Genomic DNA, 23,267 nt, shown 5'->3' with positions numbered 1-23,267 from the left:
TCAAAATGACTTTTATTAAATAAACTAAACCAGCAATTCTTTAACTACTATATATTAGTAGTGAGTAAAACAGTAATGAGCATTCAAACTTTTAAATTGAGAGTTTGATCCTGGCTCAGGACGAACGCTGGCGGCGTGCCTAACACATGCAAGTCGAGCGATGAAGCCCTTCGGGGTGGATTAGCGGCGGACGGGTGAGTAACACGTGGGTAACCTGCCTCAAAGAGGGGGATAGCCTCCCGAAAGGGAGATTAATACCGCATAACATTGGTTTTTCGCATGAAGAACTAATTAAAGGAGTAATCCGCTTTGAGATGGACCCGCGGCGCATTAGCTAGTTGGTGAGGTAAAGGCTCACCAAGGCGACGATGCGTAGCCGACCTGAGAGGGTGATCGGCCACATTGGAACTGAGACACGGTCCAGACTCCTACGGGAGGCAGCAGTGGGGAATATTGCACAATGGGCGAAAGCCTGATGCAGCAACGCCGCGTGAGTGATGAAGGCCTTCGGGTTGTAAAGCTCTGTCTTTTGGGACGATAATGACGGTACCAAAGGAGGAAGCCACGGCTAACTACGTGCCAGCAGCCGCGGTAATACGTAGGTGGCGAGCGTTGTCCGGATTTACTGGGCGTAAAGGATGCGTAGGCGGATATTTAAGTGAGATGTGAAATACCCGAGCTTAACTTGGGTGCTGCATTTCAAACTGGATATCTAGAGTGCGGGAGAGGAGAATGGAATTCCTAGTGTAGCGGTGAAATGCGTAGAGATTAGGAAGAACACCAGTGGCGAAGGCGATTCTCTGGACCGTAACTGACGCTGAGGCATGAAAGCGTGGGTAGCAAACAGGATTAGATACCCTGGTAGTCCACGCCGTAAACGATGAGTACTAGGTGTAGGAGGGTCGAACCTTCTGTGCCGCAGTTAACACAATAAGTACTCCGCCTGGGAAGTACGATCGCAAGATTAAAACTCAAAGGAATTGACGGGGGCCCGCACAAGCAGCGGAGCATGTGGTTTAATTCGAAGCAACGCGAAGAACCTTACCTGGACTTGACATCCCCTGAATAGTGCAGAGATGCATGAAGCCCTTCGGGGCAGGGAGACAGGTGGTGCATGGTTGTCGTCAGCTCGTGTCGTGAGATGTTAGGTTAAGTCCTGCAACGAGCGCAACCCCTATCATTAGTTGCTACCATTAAGTTGAGCACTCTAGTGAGACTGCCCGGGTTAACCGGGAGGAAGGTGGGGATGACGTCAAATCATCATGCCCCTTATGTCCAGGGCTACACACGTGCTACAATGGTAGGTACAGAGAGATGCAAGACCGCGAGGTGGAGCAAAACTCAAAAACCTATCCCAGTTCGGATTGTAGGCTGCAACTCGCCTACATGAAGCCGGAGTTGCTAGTAATCGCGAATCAGAATGTCGCGGTGAATACGTTCCCGGGCCTTGTACACACCGCCCGTCACACCATGAGAGCTGGCAACACCCGAAGTCCGTGAGGTAACCTGTAAAGGGGCCAGCGGCCGAAGGTGGGGTTAGTGATTGGGGTGAAGTCGTAACAAGGTAGCCGTAGGAGAACCTGCGGCTGGATCACCTCCTTTCTAAGGATAATACAGACAGGTAATGCTGTCTGAAAGACTGGTTTAGCCTCTGTTTAATTTTGAGGGATTATTTATCCATTGACACGGTAGTGTTAAGGTGATAAAATAAATTCTCAAATTGTTCTTTGAAAATTGCACAGTGAAGAAACGTTAAACAACGCAATTGTTTAACAAAAATAGAAGTAAAGCTAAAGGTAGAACTACTTATATAATATAAGTAATAACCTTTGTAACTTTAATCAAACTCATAGAAATATGAGTGATAAATTGGTCAAGCTACAAAGGGCGCATGGTGAATGCCTTGGCACCAGAAGCCGAAGAAGGACGCGATAAGCTGCGATAAGCTTTGGGTAGGCGCAAATAGCCAGTGATCCAGAGATTTCCGAATGGGGCAACCCACATTGCTAACGCAATGTACTGTAAACTGAATTCATAGGTTTATAGAGGTATACCCGGGGAACTGAAACATCTAAGTACCCGGAGGAAGAGAAAGAAAAATCGATTTTCTAAGTAGCGGCGAGCGAAAGGGAAAGAGCCCAAACCAGGAACTTGTTCCTGGGGTTGCGGATAGACCATAAATACTGCAATTTTTTAACTGAAGAGAGCTGGAAGGCTCCGCCGTAGAAGGTAAAAGCCCTGTAAGTGAAAAGAAAAAGCAGTCAGGTCTAATCCAGAGTACCACGAGACACGTGAAACCTTGTGGGAAGCAGGGAGGACCACCTCCCAAGGCTAAATACTAACTGGTGACCGATAGTGAAGCAGTACCGTGAGGGAAAGGTGAAAAGAACCCCGGAAGGGGAGTGAAATAGAACCTGAAACCGTGTGTCCACAATCAGTCGAAGCACTTTTATGTGCGACGGCGTGCTTTTTGTAGAACGAGCCAGCGAGTTACGATGTGTAGCAAGGTTAAATACTTAAGGTATGGAGCCGAAGGGAAACCGAGTCTGAATAGGGCAAAGAGTTGCATGTCGTAGACCCGAAACCGGGTGACCTATCCATGGACAGGTTGAAGCGGAAGTAAAATTCCGTGGAGGACCGAACCACGTTGGTGTTGAAAAACCATGGGATGAGCTGTGGATAGCGGAGAAATTCCAATCGAACTCGGAGATAGCTGGTTCTCCTCGAAATAGCTTTAGGGCTAGCGTTTTGAATGAGTAATGGAGGTAGAGCACTGAATGGGCTAGGGGCTGACAACAGTTACTGAACCCTATCAAACTCCGAATGCCATATACTTGAATCAAAGCAGTCAGACTACGAATGATAAGATCCGTGGTCAAAAGGGAAACAGCCCAGACCATCAGCTAAGGTCCCAAAGTGTAAGTTAAGTGGAAAAGGATGTGGGATTTCTAAGACAACTAGGATGTTGGCTTAGAAGCAGCCACTCATTTAAAGAGTGCGTAATAGCTCACTAGTCGAGAGATCCTGCGCCGAAGATGTCCGGGGCTAAAACTTACCACCGAAGCTATGGATTGATACGTAAGTATCAGTGGTAGAGGAGCTTCCTGTATGGGTTGAAGTCGTACCGTAAGGAGCGGTGGACTGTACAGGAGTGAGTATGCTGGCATAAGTAGCGAGAAATAAGTGAGAATCTTATTGGTCGAAAACCTAAGGTTTCCTGAGGAAGGCTCGTCCGCTCAGGGTTAGTCGGGGCCTAAGCCGAGGCCGAAAGGCGTAGGTGATGGACAATCGGTTGATATTCCGATACCGCCAACTGACGTTATTACAAATGGGATGACGCAGGAGGATAAGATGTGCGCACTATTGGATGTGCGTCTAAGCATCTAGACAGACTAGGCAGGCAAATCCGTTTAGTCAATGTTGAGGTGTGATGGGGAGCCCTTATGGGCGAAGTATCTGATTCCACGCTGCCAAGAAAAGTCTCTATGGAGGATGTTGGCGCCCGTACCGCAAACCGACACAGGTAGGTGAGGAGAGAATCCTAAGACCAGCGGAAGAATTGTTGTCAAGGAACTCGGCAAATTGACCCCGTAACTTCGGGAGAAGGGGTGCCTACGCAAGTAGGTCGCAGAGAATAGGCCCAAGCAACTGTTTAGCAAAAACACAGGTCTCTGCTAAAGCGAAAGCTGAAGTATAGGGGCTGACGCCTGCCCGGTGCTGGAAGGTTAAGGGGAATACTTAGCGCAAGCGAAGGTATGAACTTAAGCCCCAGTAAACGGCGGCCGTAACTATAACGGTCCTAAGGTAGCGAAATTCCTTGTCGGGTAAGTTCCGACCCGCACGAATGGCGTAATGATTTGGGCACTGTCTCGACAACAAATCCGGCGAAATTGTATTGCGAGTGAAGATGCTCGCTACCCGCGATTGGACGGAAAGACCCCGTAGAGCTTTACTGTAGCTTAGCATTGAATTTCGGTATTGTCTGTACAGGATAGGTGGGAGACTGAGAAACAAGGGCGTCAGCCTTTGTGGAGTCAACCTTGGGATACCACCCTGACAGTACTGGGATTCTAACCGGCGGCCATGAAACTGGTCACGGGACATTGTTAGGTGGGCAGTTTGACTGGGGCGGTCGCCTCCAAAAAAGTAACGGAGGCGCCCAAAGGTTCCCTCAGAACGGTTGGAAATCGTTCGAAGAGTGCAAAGGCAGAAGGGAGCCTGACTGCGACACAAACAAGTGGAGCAGGGACGAAAGTCGGGCTTAGTGATCCGGTGGTTCCTCGTGGGAGGGCCATCGCTCAACGGATAAAAGCTACCTCGGGGATAACAGGCTGATCTCCCCCAAGAGTCCACATCGACGGGGAGGTTTGGCACCTCGATGTCGGCTCGTCGCATCCTGGGGCTGAAGTAGGTCCCAAGGGTTGGGCTGTTCGCCCATTAAAGCGGCACGCGAGCTGGGTTCAGAACGTCGTGAGACAGTTCGGTCCCTATCCGTCGCGGGCGTAGGAAATTTGAGAGGAGCTGTCCTTAGTACGAGAGGACCGGGATGGACTGACCTCTGGTGCACCAGTTGTTCCGCCAGGAGCACAGCTGGGTAGCTATGTCAGGACGGGATAAACGCTGAAAGCATCTAAGCGTGAAGCCCACCTCAAGATAAGATTTCCCATAGCATAAGCTAGTAAGACCCCTTGAAGAACACAAGGTTGATAGGTTAGAGGTGTAAGCATGGTAACATGTTCAGCTGACTAATACTAATAGGTCGAGGGCTTGACCAAAAAATAGTTAACAGTGTAGAGTTGAGAATTAAGAGTTAATGATGATTTTCACTAATGTGAAAATCTAAAATTTAAATTAATTAAGCTCTATATAAAAAAGCTATACTTATCACTGTGCAATTTTCAGAGAATAATATTCTCATAAGAGTTAATAATTTATTGTGTATAAAGTTATTAGTTAGTATAATTATCGTTTTTTCGACGCTACGAGAAAAAATAACCATAACTCTTAACTATTAATTCTTAACTCTCAACTAAATAAATCTGGTGATTATGACGTAAAGGTAACACCCGTTCCCATTCCGAACACGAAGGTTAAGCTTTACAGTGCTGATGGTACTGCACGGGAGACTGTGTGGAAGAGTAAGTCGTCGCCAGGTAAGTAACAGAAAAACACTAAGTTCTCATACTTAGTGTTTTTTTACTTTATTAGAGTGACTACGTCATCGGATTCGTTCAACTAAGAATCAGGTGATATTTGAAACCCTATCTGATTCAAGTTTCCACTTCATGTAAATAAAATAAATATTAAATGAAAAACTTACCAGTAATGTCTTGAAAAATTAATGATTTACCACTTAAAATCAAAAAAATATTAATTTCATAATATTGAGGGGTTTATTTTAAAAAAGTGTTGAAAAAGTTATTAAGATGGATTATAATTGATTTAATGAGTTAAATACAAATAAATATTTTCGGATGATTATAGCGCGAGATAACATTTTTGTTAACCGAAGAAGCAATGATATAGTTCCACGACTATATCAAAAACTTTCAGGTAAAAATAACGTTATAGGACGAAACTCTGAAGAGCCTGTTTTAGAAACAGCACCAAAGGTGAAAGATATATTATCGAAACTCTCGGGTAAATGAACAGAGGATGTGTGGGCTAAGTAGTTTTTTAGTTAGCCTTCATGTCCTCTTTTTGCTATATAAAAAATTATGGGGAGGTTATAGAATATGGAAAAACTGAAAAAAACACCATTATATGATTCTTATGAGAAATATGGTGGAAAGATAATTGATTTTGCTGGATGGGCACTTCCAGTGCAATTTGAAGGAATAATACCGGAACATGAAGCAGTACGTACAAAGGCAGGATTGTTTGATGTTTCTCACATGGGGGAAGTAGATGTAATTGGAGAAGATGCTTTTAAATTTGTTCAAAATTTAATAACAAATGATATATCTATATTAGAGGATAATCAAGTGCTATATAGTCCTATGTGCTATCCAGATGGAGGAATTGTTGATGATTTAATAGTATATAGATTTACTAAAAATCACTTCTTTCTAGTAATAAATGCTGGAAATATTGAAAAAGATTTTGAATGGATGCTAAAAAATAAAGGCAGTCTTAATGTAGATATAACGAATATATCATCCTCAGTCACTCAGCTTGCAATTCAGGGACCTAAAGCTGAAGAAATACTTCAAAAACTGACAGATACAAATTTGAGTGATATTAAATTTTTCTTTTGCAAGAGAGATGTTTTGGTGGCAGGAGCAAAATGCTTAGTATCAAGAACTGGTTACACTGGTGAGGATGGATTTGAAATTTATAGTGATAGAGAAAGTGCAACAGGGTTATGGGATAAAATACTCCAAGCTGGTAAAGAAGATGGTCTAAAGCCGATAGGATTAGGAGCTAGAGATACTTTAAGATTTGAAGTTAACCTACCTCTTTATGGTAATGAGTTATCAGAATCAATTACACCGCTTGAAGCAGGACTAGGATTCTTTGTTAAGTTAGATAAGGAGTATTTCATTGGCAAGGATGTTCTTGTTAAACAAAAGGAAGAGGGATTAAATAAAAAAATAATTGGATTTGAAATGAAGGATAGGGCTATTCCTAGACATGGATATGAGGTTTTCGTAGGAAATGAAAAAATAGGTGAGGTAACAACTGGATACCTTTCACCTTCTATTAAAAAGAATATAGGTCTAGCTTTAATAGATGCTAAATATTCTGAATTAGGCACTACTATTTTTGTTAAGATCAGAAACAAGCTTAATGAAGCCGTAGTAGTTAGTAAAAAATTTTATAAGAAAAATTATAATAAATAACTGTGATAAAGGTATTTTTCACAGAAAATTAAATTTAATTTAGGGAGGAATTTATAAATGAAAGTTTTAAATGAATTGCTTTATACTAAGGAGCATGAATGGGTAAAGGTTGATGGAGACAAAGCATATGTAGGAATTACTGATTTTGCACAGGATTCCCTAGGAGATATTGTATTTGTTGAATTACCAGAAGTAGACACAGAATTTTCAAAGGAGGATGCTTTTGGCGTTGTTGAATCAGTAAAGGCAGCTTCAGATTTATATATTCCAGTTAGCGGAAAGATAGTAGGGATAAATGAAGATCTTATAGATAATCCAGAGAAAGTTAATGAAGATGCTTATAAAAACTGGATGCTTATTGTTGAACTATCAGACAAATTAGAACTTGATGAATTATTAAAGCCTGAAGAGTATAAAAATTTATGCGGCTAGGAGGAATAGTATGAATAACTATTTGCCGATAACGGCAGAAGACAAAGATATAATGCTAAAAGCAATAGGAGTAAATTCTGTAGATGATCTATTTGAAGACATACCCAAAGAGGTTCGCCTAGAAAGATCCTTAAATATAAACAAGGGTATGTCTGAACTTGAAGTTGAAGCTTATATAAAGCAAATTACAGATTTAAATAGAGGATGTGATGACTTAGTTTGCTTTCTAGGAGCCGGAGCATATGATCACTATATACCTTCAGTAATTAAGCATTTAATATCAAGATCAGAATTCTATACTGCATATACTCCTTATCAAGCTGAAATAAGCCAAGGAACACTTCAGGCAATATTTGAATATCAAACGATGATAGCGAATCTAACCGGCATGGATGCTGCTAATGCTTCAATGTACGATGGAGCTACTGCTTGTGCAGAGGCGGCACAAATGGCTGTTGATGCAACAAGAAGAAAAAGTGTAATTATTTCTAAAACTGTTCATCCAGAAACGAGAAAAGTACTAAAGACTTATTCAAAATTTAAAAAATTAAATCTGATAGAAATAGATGAAGCAGATGGAGTTACCTGCATAGATAAACTTAAATCAGAATTAAATAAGGATATAGCTGCTGTTATTATCCAAACTCCAAATTTCTTTGGAATAATTGAAGAATTATCAGAAATAGAAAAGCTTGTTCACCAAAACAAATCTTTATTAATTGTAAGTTGTGATCCGATATCACTAGGAATCTTAAAAAATCCAGGAGAATATGGTGCAGACATAGTGGTAGGTGAGGGGCAATCCCTTGGAAATAACTTAAATTATGGAGGTCCATATTTAGGATTTTTAGCTACAACAAATAAAAATTTAAGAAAAATGCCTGGTAGAATTGTAGGTGAAACTGTAGACAAAGAAGGAAAGAGAGGCTTTGTTTTAACACTACAAGCAAGAGAACAGCATATAAGAAGAGACAAGGCTTCCTCTAATATTTGTTCCAATCAAGGCCTTAATGCTTTAATATCTTTAATATATCTAACAACTCTTGGTAAAAAAGGAATAAAAGAAGTTGCAGAGCAAAGTCTGCAAAAATCTCATTATACATTTAATGAGTTAACAAAGAGTGGTAAATACAAAGGAGCATTTAATAAGCCTTTCTTTAAGGAATTTGTGCTAACTTCTTCTAATTCAGTGGAGGAAGTAAATAAAGTTCTCTTACAAAATAGAATAATTGGTGGATATGACATAGGTAAAGAATACCCTCTTTACAAAAATTCAATGCTTATCTGTGTTACAGAAAAAAGAACGAAAGGCGAGATTGATAAATTAGCAGATGTACTGGAGGGGATTAAATAATGAAAGAATATAGTAAGCTTATCTTTGAAATATCCAAAGAAGGGAGAAAGGCCTATAGTCTCCCAAGTTGCGATGTGCCAAAACTAAGTATTGAAGAATTAATTCCTGAAGAATTATTGAGTAAAAAGGAACCTGAACTTCCTGAGGTTAGTGAAGTAGATGTGGTAAGACATTTTACTCTGCTTTCAAATAAGAACTATGGTGTTGATTCAGGATTCTATCCTCTTGGTTCTTGTACTATGAAGTATAATCCTAAAATTAATGAAGATATAGCATCTAAAGCTGAGTTCTTAAATCTACACCCATATCAAGCTGAAGAAACGGTTCAGGGAGCATTAAGATTAATGTATGAACTTAGTGAAAAACTTGCGGAGATAACTGGTCTTACAACTGTGTCATTGCAGCCAGCAGCAGGAGCTCATGGAGAGTTGTCTGGACTTATGGTTATTAAAGCTTACCATGAGAAAAGAGGAGATTTAAAAAGAACTAAGATAATAGTACCTGATTCAGCTCATGGAACAAATCCAGCTTCAGCATCTGTTGCAGGATTTGAAGTAATAGAAATTAAGTCAGATGAAAAAGGCGCTGTAGATATTGAAAACTTGAAAGCAGTTTTAAATGATGAAGTAGCAGGACTTATGCTTACTAATCCAAGTACTCTTGGATTGTTCGAAAAAGATATTGTGGAGATATCAAAACTTGTCCATGAATCTGGTGGACTTGTATACTATGATGGAGCTAATATGAATGCCATAATGGGTAGAACAAGACCAGGGGATATGGGCTTTGATGTATGTCATATTAACTTACACAAAACATTTTCTACACCACATGGGGGTGGAGGCCCAGGAAGTGGCCCTATAGGAGTAAGAGAAGACTTAGTCGAATTTTTACCAAAACCAATAGTAGCTAAAAGTGATGAAAAATATTATTTAGACTATGATAGACCTTATTCAATAGGAAAGATAAAGAGTTTTTATGGAAATTTTGGAGTTTTAGTTAGAGCTTTTGCATATTTATTAACTATGGGAGCTGAAGGATTAAAAGAGGCAAGTGAAATGGCAGTTTTAAATGCAAATTATTTAAAAGTTAAACTGAAAGAGCATTATAAACTACCTATAGACGATATCTGCAAGCATGAGTTTGTATTAGGTGGTTTAAAAGATGATGAAAATCACATAACAACTTTAGATGTAGCAAAGAGACTTTTGGATTATGGATATCATCCTCCAACTATCTATTTTCCATTAATTGTTGATCAAGCTTTAATGATAGAACCAACTGAAACAGAAAAGCTTGAAACTCTTGATGAATTTATTGATGCTATGATTAAAATTGCAGAAGAAGCAAAGGAAAATCCTGAACTTGTTAAATCTGCTCCTCACAGCACCTATATTAAGAGATTGGATGAAGTTAAGGCAGCACGAACTCCTGTGGTTAAGTGGAGTAACCAAAGTTAAACGTGAATGGGCTAGATCGTATTGGACAAATCCAGTACGGTCTTTTATTTATGCTATTGATAGAAAGAGTAATTAAACTTATAATTAATATATGGAATTATGTGGATTAGGGTCTTTTTCTCTGGGGTTAGATTTTGTGTGTATGCTTAAAGACACATATTATAAAATTTAGTATAACTATTAAAAGACTAATGGAGGATAATATGTTTAATAATTTACCATATGCAGAAAAAATACTAGAGTGTTTGTTAGAAAACTTAGATGAAGGCATCCAAATAGTAGATTATAATGGAAAAACCATATATTACAATAAGTCTATGGGGAAAATAGAAGGAATAGATCCAGAAGAGGTTCTAGGAAAGAAAGTTAGTGAATACTTAGAGGATGTAAAAGAAGACTCATCTACTCTTATGAATGCTTTAAAGAATGGTAAAAAAATTGTAGATTTAATTCAAAATTACAATAATGAGTATAAGAAGAAGGTAACCTCGATTAATACTACTGTACCTGTAAAGTTAAATGGAAAAAATATAGCAGCTATTGAAATAGCTAAGGATATGACTAGCTTAAAAGAGCTAACCGAGTGTATATGCAAATTGCAGGGAACAGATACAAAAGTGAAAAGGAACTATAACTTTAGTGACATATATGGTAGTAATCCAGCTATTAGAAGTTCTATAGAAAAAGCAAAAAAGGCAAGTATGTCTAATTCATCTGTTTTAATCTATGCTGAAACAGGTTGTGGCAAAGAAGTTTTTGCACAAAGTATTCATTATAATGGTTTAAGAAAGGACAAACCTTTCATACCAATAAATTGTGCAGCTATTCCAGCTGCCTTGCTTGAAGGTATGCTTTTTGGAACGGAAAAGGGCAGTTTTACAGGTGCAGAAAATAAGAAAGGATTGTTTGAGGAAGCAAATCATGGCACTATTTTATTAGATGAAGTTAATTCCATGGAACCTTATTTGCAATCTAAACTTTTAAGAGTCCTTCAGGATGGATATATAAGACCTGTTGGAGGCAGCAAAAGTATTGAAATAGATGTTAGGATAATAGCTACATTAAATGAAGATCCAGAGAAGTTAATAGAAAGTGGTAAACTAAGAAAAGATTTTTATTATAGACTAAGTGTAATAAGATTAAATATACCTCCTTTAAGAGAAAGAAAAGAAGATATCCCAAAACTTATACAGGGATTTATTAAAAATTATAATAATATTTTGGGTAAAAATATACAAGGCATAGGTGAGGAGGTTATGGAACAACTATTAGAATACAATTGGCCAGGAAATATTAGAGAATTAAAAAATGTAATTGAATCAGCTATGAATATGGCTGACAGAGATTCAGTTTTAAATTATAAACACTTTGAAACAGGAATATTTAAGAGATACTCTAATGGAACTTGTAGAGAAATTGGTGAGTTACAAATTAATGAAAATGGAAACTTTGATTTAGAAAAGTATATGGATAACATTGAAAAAGAAATAATAAAAAAAACGTTGGAGAAAAACAGTTTTAATATTAGTAAAACATCAAGACAATTAAATGTGTCAAGACAAAGCCTGCAATATAAGATAAGAAAACATAATATTAAATAAAGTTAGGATTTGGATAAAAAATACAAAAAAATAAAAAAAGACATATATAGGGAAAAGGTAAGTATATTGTCACATTGATGATATAATACTAAATCTATATAGGTGCTATCACAATAGAAATATTTCTATTGTGATAGCACCTTTTATTTTTTGATAATTGAAAAAAGATTGTAATCTCTAGCTAATATAACAAGCCAATAAGTAGCATAAAAAAGCTATACTCTAATACCATAATATTAGATGTGTTTAATCCCTATTTTTGTCGTACACAAAAATAAGAAACACCTGAAAGATCAATCTAGATATAGCTGGTTTTCTAGGTATTTCCTTAAGTCTAATATAGAAAAGGAGTTGTATTTTGAAATGATCTTTTTAATAATTTGGTAAAAATATTGTGTGTTTTTTGATTTATTGTTAAAAAAAACTTGAATTAGTAATAATGTCATTATATAATACAACGTATAATATTTACATGCAAAAAACATGGCATTTAAGTTTTCAGAAGACATTTTTGGATAAAACTTGTGAATATAATTAAAATAGGAATACCGCCAAAATGTTGCTTTGTTTTTACATTGTACAAGAGGGGATAGGGGGATAACATGAGTACTGATTTAGTAAATGTAGAGAAAATACTAGGATGTCTATTAGATAATTTAGATGAAGGAATCCAAATAGTAGATTCTACTGGGAAAACTATTTATTATAATGAAGCTATGGGGAAGATAGAAGGAATAAATCCTAAAGTAGTTCTGGGGAAAAAAGTTAGTGATTACTTAGAGGATATAAATGAAGATTCATCTACTCTTATGAATGTTTTGAAGACAGGTAAAAAAATTGTAGATTTAATCCAATACTATAGTAATGAATATAAGAAAAAAGTGACTACTATAAACACTACTGTTCCTGTAATATTAGATGGTAAAAAAATAGCAGCAATTGAAATAGCTAAAGATATGACAAGACTAAAGGAGTTAACTGAGAGTATATGTAAGCTCCAAGGAACAGATAGAAATGTTAGGACAAATTTTACTTTTAATGATATATGCGGAAATAATTACGCTGTGAAGAGCGCCATTGAAAAGGCGAAAAAGGCAAGTTTATCAAATTCATCTGTGTTGATTTACGGTGAGACTGGATCAGGAAAAGAACTTTTTGCTCAAAGTATTCATTATAATGGCTTAAGAAAGGACAAACCATTTATACCTATAAATTGTGCAGCTATTCCAGCTGCCTTACTTGAAGGAATGCTTTTTGGAACTGAAAAAGGAAGTTTTACAGGTGCAGAAAATAAAAAGGGATTATTTGAAGCAGCAAATCATGGGACTATTTTATTAGATGAAGTTAATTCCATGGAACCTTATCTTCAATCTAAACTTCTTAGAGTGCTTCAAGATGGTTGCATAAGGCCTATTGGAAGTAATAAAACTATGGACATAGATGTAAGAATAATAGCTACGTTAAATGAAGAAACGGAAAAACTTATAGAAAGCGGAAAACTGCGAAAAGATTTTTATTATAGACTAAGTGTAATAAGAATTAATATACCTCCATTAAGAGAGAGAAAAGAAGACATACCTATGTTGGTAAAAAAGATTATTGACAAATATAATAATATATTAGGAAAAAACATAAAGGGAATAGATGACGAAATAATGAAAAAATTTTTAGATTATAATTGGCCAGGAAACATAAGAGAGTTAAATAATGTAATTGAATCATCTATAAATATGAGTGACGATAACTCAACGTTAACGTATCAACATTTTGATGGAAGAATAATTAACAAAACTTCAGGTGGAATCTATAAAAGTATTAATAATATGATAATAGATGAAGACTTTAATTTAGAAAGATATATTATTGGTATAGAAAAATCAATAATAGATAAAGCTTTGAAAAAGAATGATTATAATATTAGTAAAACTTCAAGGCAATTAAATATTTCAAGACAAAACTTACAACATAAGATAAAAAAATATAATTTAAAATGAATAATTTGATTTTTGTTGCATAATTTTTAAAATTTAAAATATTAAATTATATGCAAAAATATTTGCGTTATATGCAAATATAATTCCATATAATATATATGGCTCAATGTCTCATTTATTCTAAGCTTTATTAAGATAAGTAATAGAAATTCATGCAAAAAAATTTTCATATAAAAAAGAAATTCATATAGAAGATGCAGATATGGAGTGAATATTAATTTTATTTATTTGGCATAAAAATTGCTCTATAAATATCAAAAATTAAAATTTGGGAGGATATTTTTATGAATGTATTTAGAAAAAGAGGATTAAGCGACTTTAAAGAATCAGAGGAAGGCAATGGTCTGCGAAAACAATTAACTGCTTTTGATATTGCGTTACTGGGGATAGGATCAGTTATAGGAACAGGTATATTTGTTGCAACAGGTCAGGGATCTCAATTGGCAGGTCCGGCTGTTACAATATCTTATATAATTGCTGCAATAACAAGTGTACTATGTGCTTTAACCTATGCAGAACTTGCTACTATGTTTCCTGTTGCTGGAAGTACATATTCTTATACTTATGTTGCATTTGGAGAGATTATAGCATGGCTTATTGGTTGGAACTTAATACTTGAATATACTGTTGTTTCTGCAGCTATTGCATCAGGATGGTCTTCAACTTTAGTAGGAATTTTTGATGCCTATAATATACATTTACCTGAAATGTTGGTAAAATCCCCACTAAGTGGTGGAATTATAGATTTGCCAGCAGTTTTAGTTGTAGCTTTTTTAACTTGGTTGCTTTATATTGGAGTGTCAGAAAGTGCAAAGGTAAACAATATTATAGTTATTATAAAGGTATCAGTGATACTTGTATTCATATTTATTGGAGCGACTCATATAAATCCTGTTAATTATCATCCATTTGCACCTTATGGCACTAAAGGAATAATGTCAGCTGCTGCAATTATATTTTTTGCATACATAGGGTTTGATGCAGTTTCTACTGCAGCTGAAGAGACAAAAAATCCTAAAAGGGATATTCCTATTGGATTAGGTATTTGCATGGTTGTTATTGCAATATTGTATGTGGCGGTTTCATTAACACTTACAGGAATGGTTCCATTTAAGGATATAGATGTAAATAATGCTCTTCCAGCTTCATTGGCACGAATAGGAATTAATTGGGGATCTACACTAGTTGGAGTTGGAGCCGTTGTAGGAATGATCTCTAGTCTTCTTGTTACAATATATGGACAAGTTAGAATATTTATGGTTATGGCAAGAGATGGACTAATACCAAAATCCTTTGCTGATATATCAAAAAAACGCGGTACACCTGCAAAATGTACTATAGCTACAGGAGCTCTAACAGCTGTTATTGGTGGATTTTTACCACTAACTGTACTAATGGATTTGTGTAATATAGGTACATTATCTGCCTTTATAGTTGTATCAATAGGAGTTATTGTTTTGAGAAAAACTATGCCTGATGTTGAAAGAAAATTTAAATGTCCAGGTGTTCCTTTTACACCGATTCTAACAATATTTTTCTGTTTCTATCTTATGTATAGTTTACCAGGAGTTACTTGGATTAGATTTGCAATATGGACTATAGTTGGTATTCTAATCTACTTCTTATATGGTATGTCACATAGTGCATTAAATAAAGAAAATAATTTAAAATTGGATGAAAAATTACAAAATAAAGCTTAATAGAATAATAGATGAAGAAGCACTAATCTAAACGGTTAGTGTTTTTTTTATTAAAAAATATGTGCAACCCCCTTTGCATGTACTGCAAACAATTTTGCATGTATTTTAAACATTTAAATATATACTTTCTTCTAACATATGTTTAGATAAACAATATAAGCGCGTGCAAAAAGTTTTCATATAAAGAGAATATGTACTGCACCTAAACCTCTATGTATGAGGTAAATATATGTTTTTAGGTTTAGCATGATATTTGCTAAGTGTATATGTAATTACTAAAAGTTAGCATAAGGTAGGTGGAATATAGTGCTTCTTTATATTTATCATTAACAAGATAGAGTATGAAAGACCAGGTATTTACAAAAGTAAAATAAATTTTTGGAGGAACTTGTATATGAAAAGAAAAGTAAAAGTTGTAATTTGGGGATTAGGATCAATGGGAAGCGGTATTGCTAAAATGATACTTAGTAAAAAAGGTTTTACAATTATAGGTGCTATTGATTTAGATCCTAATAAAGTTGGTAAAAAACTTTATGAAGTTTTAGGAGTAGTGGAAAATGAGGATAGCTCTTGTATAGTTACATATAATTTTAAAGAGTTTATAAAAACTGATTTTGCAGATGTATGTATGATTGCGACAGCTTCATTTACAAAGGTTGTATTTCCACAGATAAAAGTGGCTGCAGAAGCTGGAATGAATGTAGTAACAACAGCTGAAGAAATGTCATATCCAAGAGCTTTAGATTCAGAACTATCAGATGAAATGGATAGAATAGCTAAAGAAAATAATGTATCAATATTAGGGACAGGTGTAAACCCTGGATTCATAATGGATTTGATGGTTATTGCACTAACAGGAGTTTGTGATACAGTTGAAGGTATTAATGTTGCTAGGATTAATGATTTAGCTTGTTTTGGTAAAGCAGTTATGACTGAACAAGGTATAGGATTAAAACCTAAAGAATTTATAGAAGGTGTTAAGAACAATACGATAGCTGGACATGTTGGATTTATACAATCTTTTGGAATGTTTGAAGAAGCATTCAAAATTAAATTTAATGGTGTAATACAGGAAAAGGAACCAATTCTTACAAGTGTTCCACGTTCAACTGATATTGTTTCAATTGAGCCAGGAGAAGTTGCAGGATGTAGGCAATTAGGATATGCAAAGCTAGATGGTAAAGAGTTTATAACAATGGAACATCCTCAACAAATAAGACCAGAGGCAGAAACCGTAAAGACTGGTGATTATATAACAATTAATGGAACACCTAATATTAACCTTAGTATACAACCAGAAATTCCAGGAGGAATTGCTACAATAGCAATATGTGTTAACATGATTCCACATGTAATTAATGCTACATCTGGGTTAAAAACTATGTTAGATTTACCAATTCCAAGGGCTATTATTGGTGATGTTAGAGATTTAGTAGAAGATAATAACTATTAAAGAAATTTAGTCTGTTAATTAAAAAGTTTAGGTGGAGTCTAGACTCTATCTAGATTTTTTTGCAACTAATATAACCTTACTTTGATAAGATATATTTTTACAATCTTAATTTGTATTAAAAAGCCAACAGTATTTTAATACTATTTATTCTATTATAATTAAAGCCGTTTAAGTGCTATAAAGTTTTTATCATCTACACCTCAAGTAGATACTATGAATAAATATTCGGGGAATACAATGAGTTGAAATTTACCGCAAAAATTCTTGCGGTAATAGCAAATATTTTTGCAGTTAAAGGGGTTAACTGTAATGGTTGGTATTATATATTTGTGGTAAGGTTGGATAATAGATGCAAATTTTTTTGACTAAATGTATATATGTATATATACATTTATTCATAAAAAAACCTAAAATACAGGCTTTTAATGGTTGGCATAGCAATTGCTATATTAATAGATATAGAAATAAGCTTATAAAAACTTAAAGTATATTAAATTGAAATGGGCTATTTCACTGTAAAAGTAAAAATTCAATATATGGTAGGTGAATTATTATGATAAAAAAAGGTACATGGGTTGAAATTGAAGAAGTTGTTCTTACACCAGAGGATAGGGCACAAAATATACCAGAGGAGACTAGGAAAACACCACTTAAGTGTTGGATAAGAGGAAATTGTTTAAGTGACTGTGAAATTGGCGATGAAGTAGAAGTTGAAACAAATGTAGGAAGAATATCTAAAGGAAAAGTGGTAGATATAGAACCAGGATACTATCATTCCTTTGGGAAATATGTAGGAGAAATAGGGTATATAGGAAAACAGGCAAGAGAGATTATTAGTTTAAATTAAGGGAGGTCTAGAAAGTATGAATAAATACGAGGAGCTTATCTCAAGAAAAAATGAAATAATGCTCAAATCCGTTGGCATTGACTTTGAAAAGTATGAAAGGGGTAAACTCTCCTTTGACTATGAAGCACTAATGAGAGATATAGGGTATTCTTTTCAAGAGGTTACGGAGATCCAAAGAGAAGTTGGTGTAGGGAACACTCCATTATTGGAACTTAAAAACATTACTGCATTAGCCAGAAAAGTTTCTAAAACAGGAAAGGCAGCTAGAATATTTATAAAGGATGAGAGCTGCAATCCGTCAGGTAGTTTTAAGGATAGAAGAGCATCTGTATCTGTATATGATGCAATGAAAAGAGGTTATAAAGGAGTAGCAGCGGCTACATCAGGAAACTATGGTGCTGCAGTTGCATCACAGGCTAACATAAGAGGTCTTAAATGTATAATAGCTAATGAGTGCTATGATTCAAAAAAAGTTGGACAGCCAGAAATAATAGAAAAAGGAAGAAAGTGTGAAGGTTATGGATCAGAAGTCGTTAGACTAACTGTGGGGCCAGAATTATTTTATACTTACTTAAAAATATTAGAAGATACAGGTTATTATAATGCTTCATTGTATTCATCCTATGGAGTAGCTGGAGTAGAAACTTTAGGCTATGAAATAGCTGAACAGTGCAGAGAAAAATTAGGAAAAGATCCAACAGCTGTTGTTATAACTCATGCAGGGGGAGGAAATGTTACAGGAACTGCAAGAGGTTTTATAAAAGCAGGGGCTATAGAAACAAAGATAATAGGAGCATCTGTAGACCTTTCAGGATTGCATATGGCATCAGATATTGCTTTCAATAAAAAATCATTTACTACAGGTCATACTGGTTTTGGAATTCCATTTATGACTAATCCAGATAGATCGGACGTACCAAGAAGTGCAGCAAGACCATTAAGGTATATGGATAGATATGTAACGATAAGCCAGGGTGAGGTATTCTGGATGACAGAAATACTAGCTCAACTAGAAGGTTTAGAAAGAGGACCTGCTGGTAATACATCACTAGCATCTGCCTTTGCAATTGCACAGGAATATGATGACGAGGACATAATAGTTGTTCAAGAAACTGAATATACAGGAGCAGGAAAACATTTGTTGCCACAACTTAATTTTGCTAAAGAAAATGGAATCAAAATATACGTAGGAGATCCAAAAGATCAGATACCAGGAGAGAATATAGTATTACCTTCCCATCCATCATTAGTTTCTGTTAATGATATAAGTATGGAGGATTTAAGAAATTCCTATCTAAAAAATGCTTTCAAGAAATTGAAAGAAAACAAGGTTGAAGAAGTTGATGTTAATTTCTTAGCTGAAGAAATTAAGATGGGTAAAGAGGAAATAGTGGAAATATTAAAACTTAATAATATTGAAATAGATTAGGAGGAAGCAACATGAAAAGGACAAGCGATTTTGAAGCAAGAAGACAACACTTAAAGGATTTGACAGATCAACAGTTGTATGAAAGATTTTGGAGTTTAACAGAAGAGATTGTAAAACCATTGGTAGATTTATCATATAACCACACATCACCAGGTATAGAACGTTCAGTACTTTTAAGAATGGGATTTTCAAGCTTAGAAGCACAACCAATAGTTGATTATGGCACAAAGTGGAACTTGCTTGGCAAGGGTATGGGAAATGTAGTTCTAACTTATGCCAAATTAAAAGATATAGACTATATAAAGGCTGGAGAAGAGTTGAGCAAAGGAATTGGTTGGGATTTAGTTGTTGAAAAAATGAAGGCAGGTGACAAATAATGATAGAAAGATTAGATGAAAATAAAAAGCTTAATGTGGAAGAAATACTAAAGGATTTAGATAAATATGAACCAAAGTGGAGAGGCTGGCACTGGAGAGAGGCTGATTTAGAAGGAAAAGTTGGAGAATTCACATACAGAGAGATATCACAGTCTCTAAAAAATAGTCAACCGCTTCCAGCAGCAAGAAGTTTTGCAGGCATAGACCCTCAACCAAAGGCCGTTATTACAACAGAAATAGCATCAGGCAGATTTGAAGATGACTTAAGAAGAATGAGAATGGCTGCTTGGCATGGATCAGACCACCTAATGGTTATAAGAACAGCTGGACAAAGTCATTTTGATGGATTAATCGAGGGAACACCAGAAGGTATAGGCGGAGTTCCTATAACAAGAAAGCAGGTTAGAGCAACAAGAAAGGCTATAGATCTAATAGAGGAAGAAGTAGGAAGAAAAATTAATTTTCATTCTTATGTATCCGGTGTGGCAGGTCCTGATATAGCAGTTATGTTTGCTGAAGAGGGAGTAAATGGAGCACATCAAGATCCTCAATATAATGTACTTTATAGAAATGTAAATATGTTTAGATCCTTTGTAGATGCTGCTGTAGCTAAGAGAATAATGAGCTGGGCAGATATGCTACAAATAGATGGTGCTCATAATGCTAATGCTACTGCAATGAAGGGTTATAATGTAATGCCAGAACTTATGGTACAGCATGCTATAAATGCTAAATTCTCAGAGATGGTTGGGATGAAACCAGAAAATATAGCTCTTTCAACAGTACCTCCAACATCAGCTCCAGCTCCTTGTATGAGATATGATTTGCCTTATGCAGTAGCTTTAAGAGAATTATTTGATGAATATAAAATGAGAGCTCAAATGAACACTAAATATATAGAGTCATGTGAAAGGGAAGCTACAGTTGGACATACACTAAATCTACTAATATCAGAGTTAACTTCAGCGGATATTCAAAGTACTATAACTCCTGATGAAGGGAGAAACGTACCATGGCATTACAATAATATTCATGCTGTAAACACAGCAAAACAAGCATTCATAGGAATGGATGGATTAATGGATATGGTAGAGCTAAGGAAGGATGGCTACCTGCCAGAGAAAGTAAGAGAATTAAAGGAAAGGGCTGTTTTGTTCCTAGAGGAAATGATTGAAGCTGGTGGATATTTTAAAGCAGTTGATTCTGGATTCTTTGTGGATTCGGGAGAATATCCAGAAAGAAATGGAGACGGTATTGCAAGAAAAATGGACGGAGGAGATGCAGTAGGCACAATAGTAAAGAGGGAAGAAGACTACTTTGCTCCAGTTTGTGCTCACTTTGGATATAATAATGTTCTCAAAGAATACAAAAAAGCTTGTGATGATATACATGAATGTACATTATGCAACCATTCAAAAATTAAATATATAGATGAATTAGATGATAATGACAATGTATTTAAGAGAATGGAAAGAGTTAAGGAAGACGGCACAGTAATTCCTGAAGTTCAATGGGCTAAGGACGGATATGTAAAAGTTACTTTATGCTTACCAGAAAATGAACAGATTAGTGAAGCAGCGGCTCTTGAAATAGGAAAAAGAATGAATTTAAAAGATGTAGAGATTCTCCATAAGCAAGTGCTTCAGAAAGCTGAAGGAACCCTTGTAGAAATTAAAGGAGTTTGTGATTTTACTCCAGTTAAGCGTGATGAGCTAGTTCTCCCAAAGAGAAGAAAGGTACTTGGACAGCAGCAAATGAAAGATTATGTAAAGGATCATCCAATAAAAGTTGTTGCTGCAACAGTAGGAGAGGATGAACACTCAGTGGGTTTAAGAGAGGTTATTGATATTAAACACGGTGGAGTTGAGAGATTTGGTATAGAGGCAATTTACCTTGGAACTTCATGTCCTGTAGAGAAGCTCGTAGATGCGGCTATAGAATCGAAGGCTCAAGCTATATTATGCAGTACAATAATTACTCATAATGATGTCCATACGAAGAACATGCAGAAGCTTCATGATTTATGTGTGGAAAAAGGTGTGAGAGATAAACTTATACTGGTATCTGGTGGAACTCAGGTAACTGATGAGATTGCAAAAGCACATGGTATGGATGTTGGATTTGGAAGAGGATCTAATGGAACTGATGTGGCTTCCTTTATAATTAAAAAGCTAATGGGACTTGATACAGAGGCAGAGGAATAGCATAAAAGCAATTTTTAGGGATAGTATTAATAATCAATTTCTCAATACTGTAACTAACTTTAAAAATAGTTTTGTAGTGAAAAGTTTGTAAGTTCATCTAAAGGGAGGTGACTACGATGAAGGTAGATTATTTAGTCGCTGAGATAGGCAGTACTACTACATTAGTGACAGCTTTTAATGTGAAGCATGATGAAGATGAGAAAATTTTAGTAGATAGGCCTTTTCAAGGGAAGGCCTGTACTACAGTATTAGATGGTGATGTAACTATAGGACTTAAAGCCGCAATAAAAGACATTGAAGAGCAAATAGGCGAATCACTTTTATGGGGAAAAATGCTTGCTACTAGCAGTGCTGCTGGTGGTCTTAAGATAACAGTTCATGGATTAATGGAGCAGATGACTGTTAAAGCTGCAAAGGAAGCTGCATTAGGTGCTGGTGGAATAATAAAAATGGTTACGGCAGGAAAGATGAGAAAAAGTGACATAAAAAAAATACACAATATCAACCCTAACATGATAATGATTGCTGGGGGAACAGATTATGGAGAGAGAGAAACAGCTATTTATAATGCGGAACTCATTAGTGCAGAAAATTTCAACAAGCCTATAGTTTACTGTGGGAATATTGAAAATAGGGAAGAGATAAGCGAAATATTTGAAGGACAAGAATTGTATATCATAGACAATGTTTATCCAAGAGTAGATGAATTAAACGTAGAGCCGGCTAGAAAGATAATACAACAGGCCTTTGAAAAGAATATCGTCAAGGCACCGGGAATGAGTAAAATAAAGGAAATGGTGGATGGTAGTATAATGCCTACTCCAGGTGCGGTTATGGAAAGTGCAAAGATTCTTTATGACATAATAGGAGATTTAATGGTTTTGGATGTTGGAGGTGCTACAACGGATGTTCACTCTGTGACGGAGGGAAGTGCAGTAGTTTTAGATATGTTGGTAAATCCAGAGCCAAAGGCTAAAAGGACTGTAGAGGGAGATATTGGAGTCTTTGTAAATAGTGCAAATGTAATAGACTTACTTGATATTAGAGATCTGGGAGAAGTCAAAAAAGAATATATAGCGGAGCATATAAAGCCTATACCTATAGAAAAAGAGGAGGTAAGAGCTAGTTCGCTACTTACTAAAAAAGCTGTGGAAGTTGCAGTAAATAGACATGTGGGAGCAATAAAAAGAAAATTTGGAGGAGAAAGTGGTTTTATAGCTTACGGTAAGGATCTGTCACAAGTTAAATATATAATAGGCACTGGAGGGGCGTTAACAAGGCTGGCAGGAGGAGAAAAGATTCTTCTAGGTATAAGGTATTTAAAGGATGATGTTACTATGCTGCCAAGAAAAGGTGCTAAAGCATTGCTTGATAGGGATTATATAATGGCCTGCGCTGGAGTTTTAAGTAGAGATGATAAAGAAGCAGCAGAGGCTCTTTTAAGACAAAGTTTAAATATAACCGATGACATAGAAATTATAAAAGAATAGATAGAATAAAATTTAGAACAGATGAAATATTAAAGTGGACAGTCATAGGATAAAAATCTATGAGTGTGTGGATAGTAAATTAGT

General features: G+C 35.8%; 13 protein-coding genes, 3 rRNA genes and 1 riboswitch. All 16 genes read left to right on the top strand.

Annotated elements, in window-relative coordinates:
- Positions 1-92 precede the first annotated feature (92 nt).
- The 16 genes from CLMAG_RS17425 (at position 93) to CLMAG_RS17350 (ending at position 23,183) form a co-directional block, all read left to right on the top strand.
- Positions 93-1,602, top strand: a 16S ribosomal RNA gene (locus CLMAG_RS17425).
- Between the two features lie 269 nt (positions 1,603-1,871).
- Positions 1,872-4,775: ribosomal RNA gene (locus CLMAG_RS17420) — 23S ribosomal RNA — on the top strand.
- Positions 4,776-5,038: 263 nt separating this feature from the next.
- Positions 5,039-5,155: ribosomal RNA gene (gene rrf / locus CLMAG_RS17415) — 5S ribosomal RNA — on the top strand.
- The 16S, 23S and 5S rRNA genes sit together here, the layout of an rRNA operon.
- Positions 5,156-5,570: 415 nt before the next feature.
- A riboswitch (glycine riboswitch) is annotated at positions 5,571-5,662 on the top strand.
- A gap of 73 nt (positions 5,663-5,735) precedes the next feature.
- Positions 5,736-6,842, top strand: a complete 1,107-nt coding sequence (gene gcvT / locus CLMAG_RS17410; RefSeq protein WP_066625457.1) for a glycine cleavage system aminomethyltransferase GcvT — start codon at positions 5,736-5,738, stop codon at positions 6,840-6,842.
- 57 nt (positions 6,843-6,899) lie between these two features.
- Complete coding sequence (gene gcvH, locus CLMAG_RS17405; RefSeq protein WP_066625448.1) at positions 6,900-7,274, top strand: glycine cleavage system protein GcvH; 375 nt, start codon at positions 6,900-6,902, stop codon at positions 7,272-7,274.
- 10 nt (positions 7,275-7,284) lie between these two features.
- The gene (gcvPA, locus tag CLMAG_RS17400; protein WP_066625445.1) at positions 7,285-8,628 is read left to right on the top strand and encodes an aminomethyl-transferring glycine dehydrogenase subunit GcvPA; all 1,344 of its coding nucleotides are present in this window, start codon (positions 7,285-7,287) and stop codon (positions 8,626-8,628) included.
- Complete coding sequence (gcvPB, locus tag CLMAG_RS17395; RefSeq protein ID WP_066625443.1) at positions 8,628-10,088, top strand: aminomethyl-transferring glycine dehydrogenase subunit GcvPB; 1,461 nt, start codon at positions 8,628-8,630, stop codon at positions 10,086-10,088. The genes gcvPA and gcvPB overlap by 1 nt, the downstream gene beginning before the upstream one ends.
- Before the next feature lie 203 nt (positions 10,089-10,291).
- Positions 10,292-11,689: a sigma-54 interaction domain-containing protein gene (locus CLMAG_RS17390; protein WP_066625440.1), complete on the top strand. Its 1,398-nt coding sequence runs from the start codon at positions 10,292-10,294 to the stop codon at positions 11,687-11,689.
- Positions 11,690-12,291: 602 nt separating this feature from the next.
- Complete coding sequence (locus tag CLMAG_RS17385) at positions 12,292-13,683, top strand: sigma-54 interaction domain-containing protein (RefSeq protein WP_066625437.1); 1,392 nt, start codon at positions 12,292-12,294, stop codon at positions 13,681-13,683.
- Between the two features lie 284 nt (positions 13,684-13,967).
- Positions 13,968-15,383, top strand: coding sequence for an APC family permease (locus tag CLMAG_RS17380; protein ID WP_066625436.1), 1,416 nt, complete (start codon positions 13,968-13,970; stop codon positions 15,381-15,383).
- Between the two features lie 394 nt (positions 15,384-15,777).
- Entirely contained in the window at positions 15,778-16,836 is a 1,059-nt protein-coding gene (ord, locus tag CLMAG_RS17375; protein WP_066625430.1) for a 2,4-diaminopentanoate dehydrogenase, read from the top strand.
- Between the two features lie 553 nt (positions 16,837-17,389).
- A complete protein-coding gene (gene ortA, locus CLMAG_RS17370; RefSeq protein WP_066625428.1) occupies positions 17,390-17,683 on the top strand; it encodes a 2-amino-4-oxopentanoate thiolase subunit OrtA in 294 nt (97 codons plus the stop codon).
- A 16-nt stretch (positions 17,684-17,699) separates the two neighbouring features.
- Entirely contained in the window at positions 17,700-19,112 is a 1,413-nt protein-coding gene (ortB, locus tag CLMAG_RS17365; protein ID WP_066625426.1) for a 2-amino-4-oxopentanoate thiolase subunit OrtB, read from the top strand.
- An 11-nt stretch (positions 19,113-19,123) separates the two neighbouring features.
- On the top strand, positions 19,124-19,489 hold the full coding sequence (locus CLMAG_RS17360; protein ID WP_066625424.1) for an ornithine aminomutase subunit alpha: 366 nt from the start codon (positions 19,124-19,126) through the stop codon (positions 19,487-19,489).
- Positions 19,489-21,693: a D-ornithine 4,5-aminomutase subunit OraE gene (gene oraE / locus CLMAG_RS17355; protein ID WP_066625421.1), complete on the top strand. Its 2,205-nt coding sequence runs from the start codon at positions 19,489-19,491 to the stop codon at positions 21,691-21,693. The genes CLMAG_RS17360 and oraE overlap by 1 nt, the downstream gene beginning before the upstream one ends.
- Before the next feature lie 116 nt (positions 21,694-21,809).
- Positions 21,810-23,183, top strand: a complete 1,374-nt coding sequence (locus CLMAG_RS17350) for a GlmL-related ornithine degradation protein (protein WP_066625419.1) — start codon at positions 21,810-21,812, stop codon at positions 23,181-23,183.
- Positions 23,184-23,267: the final 84 nt, after the last annotated feature.

Origin of the sequence: Clostridium magnum DSM 2767, assembly GCF_001623875.1 — a bacterium.
Classification (GTDB): Bacteria; Bacillota; Clostridia; order Clostridiales; family Clostridiaceae; genus Clostridium_AM; species Clostridium_AM magnum.
Note: the sequence above shows the minus strand (reverse complement) of the source record. Positions and strands in the feature narration are given on the sequence as shown.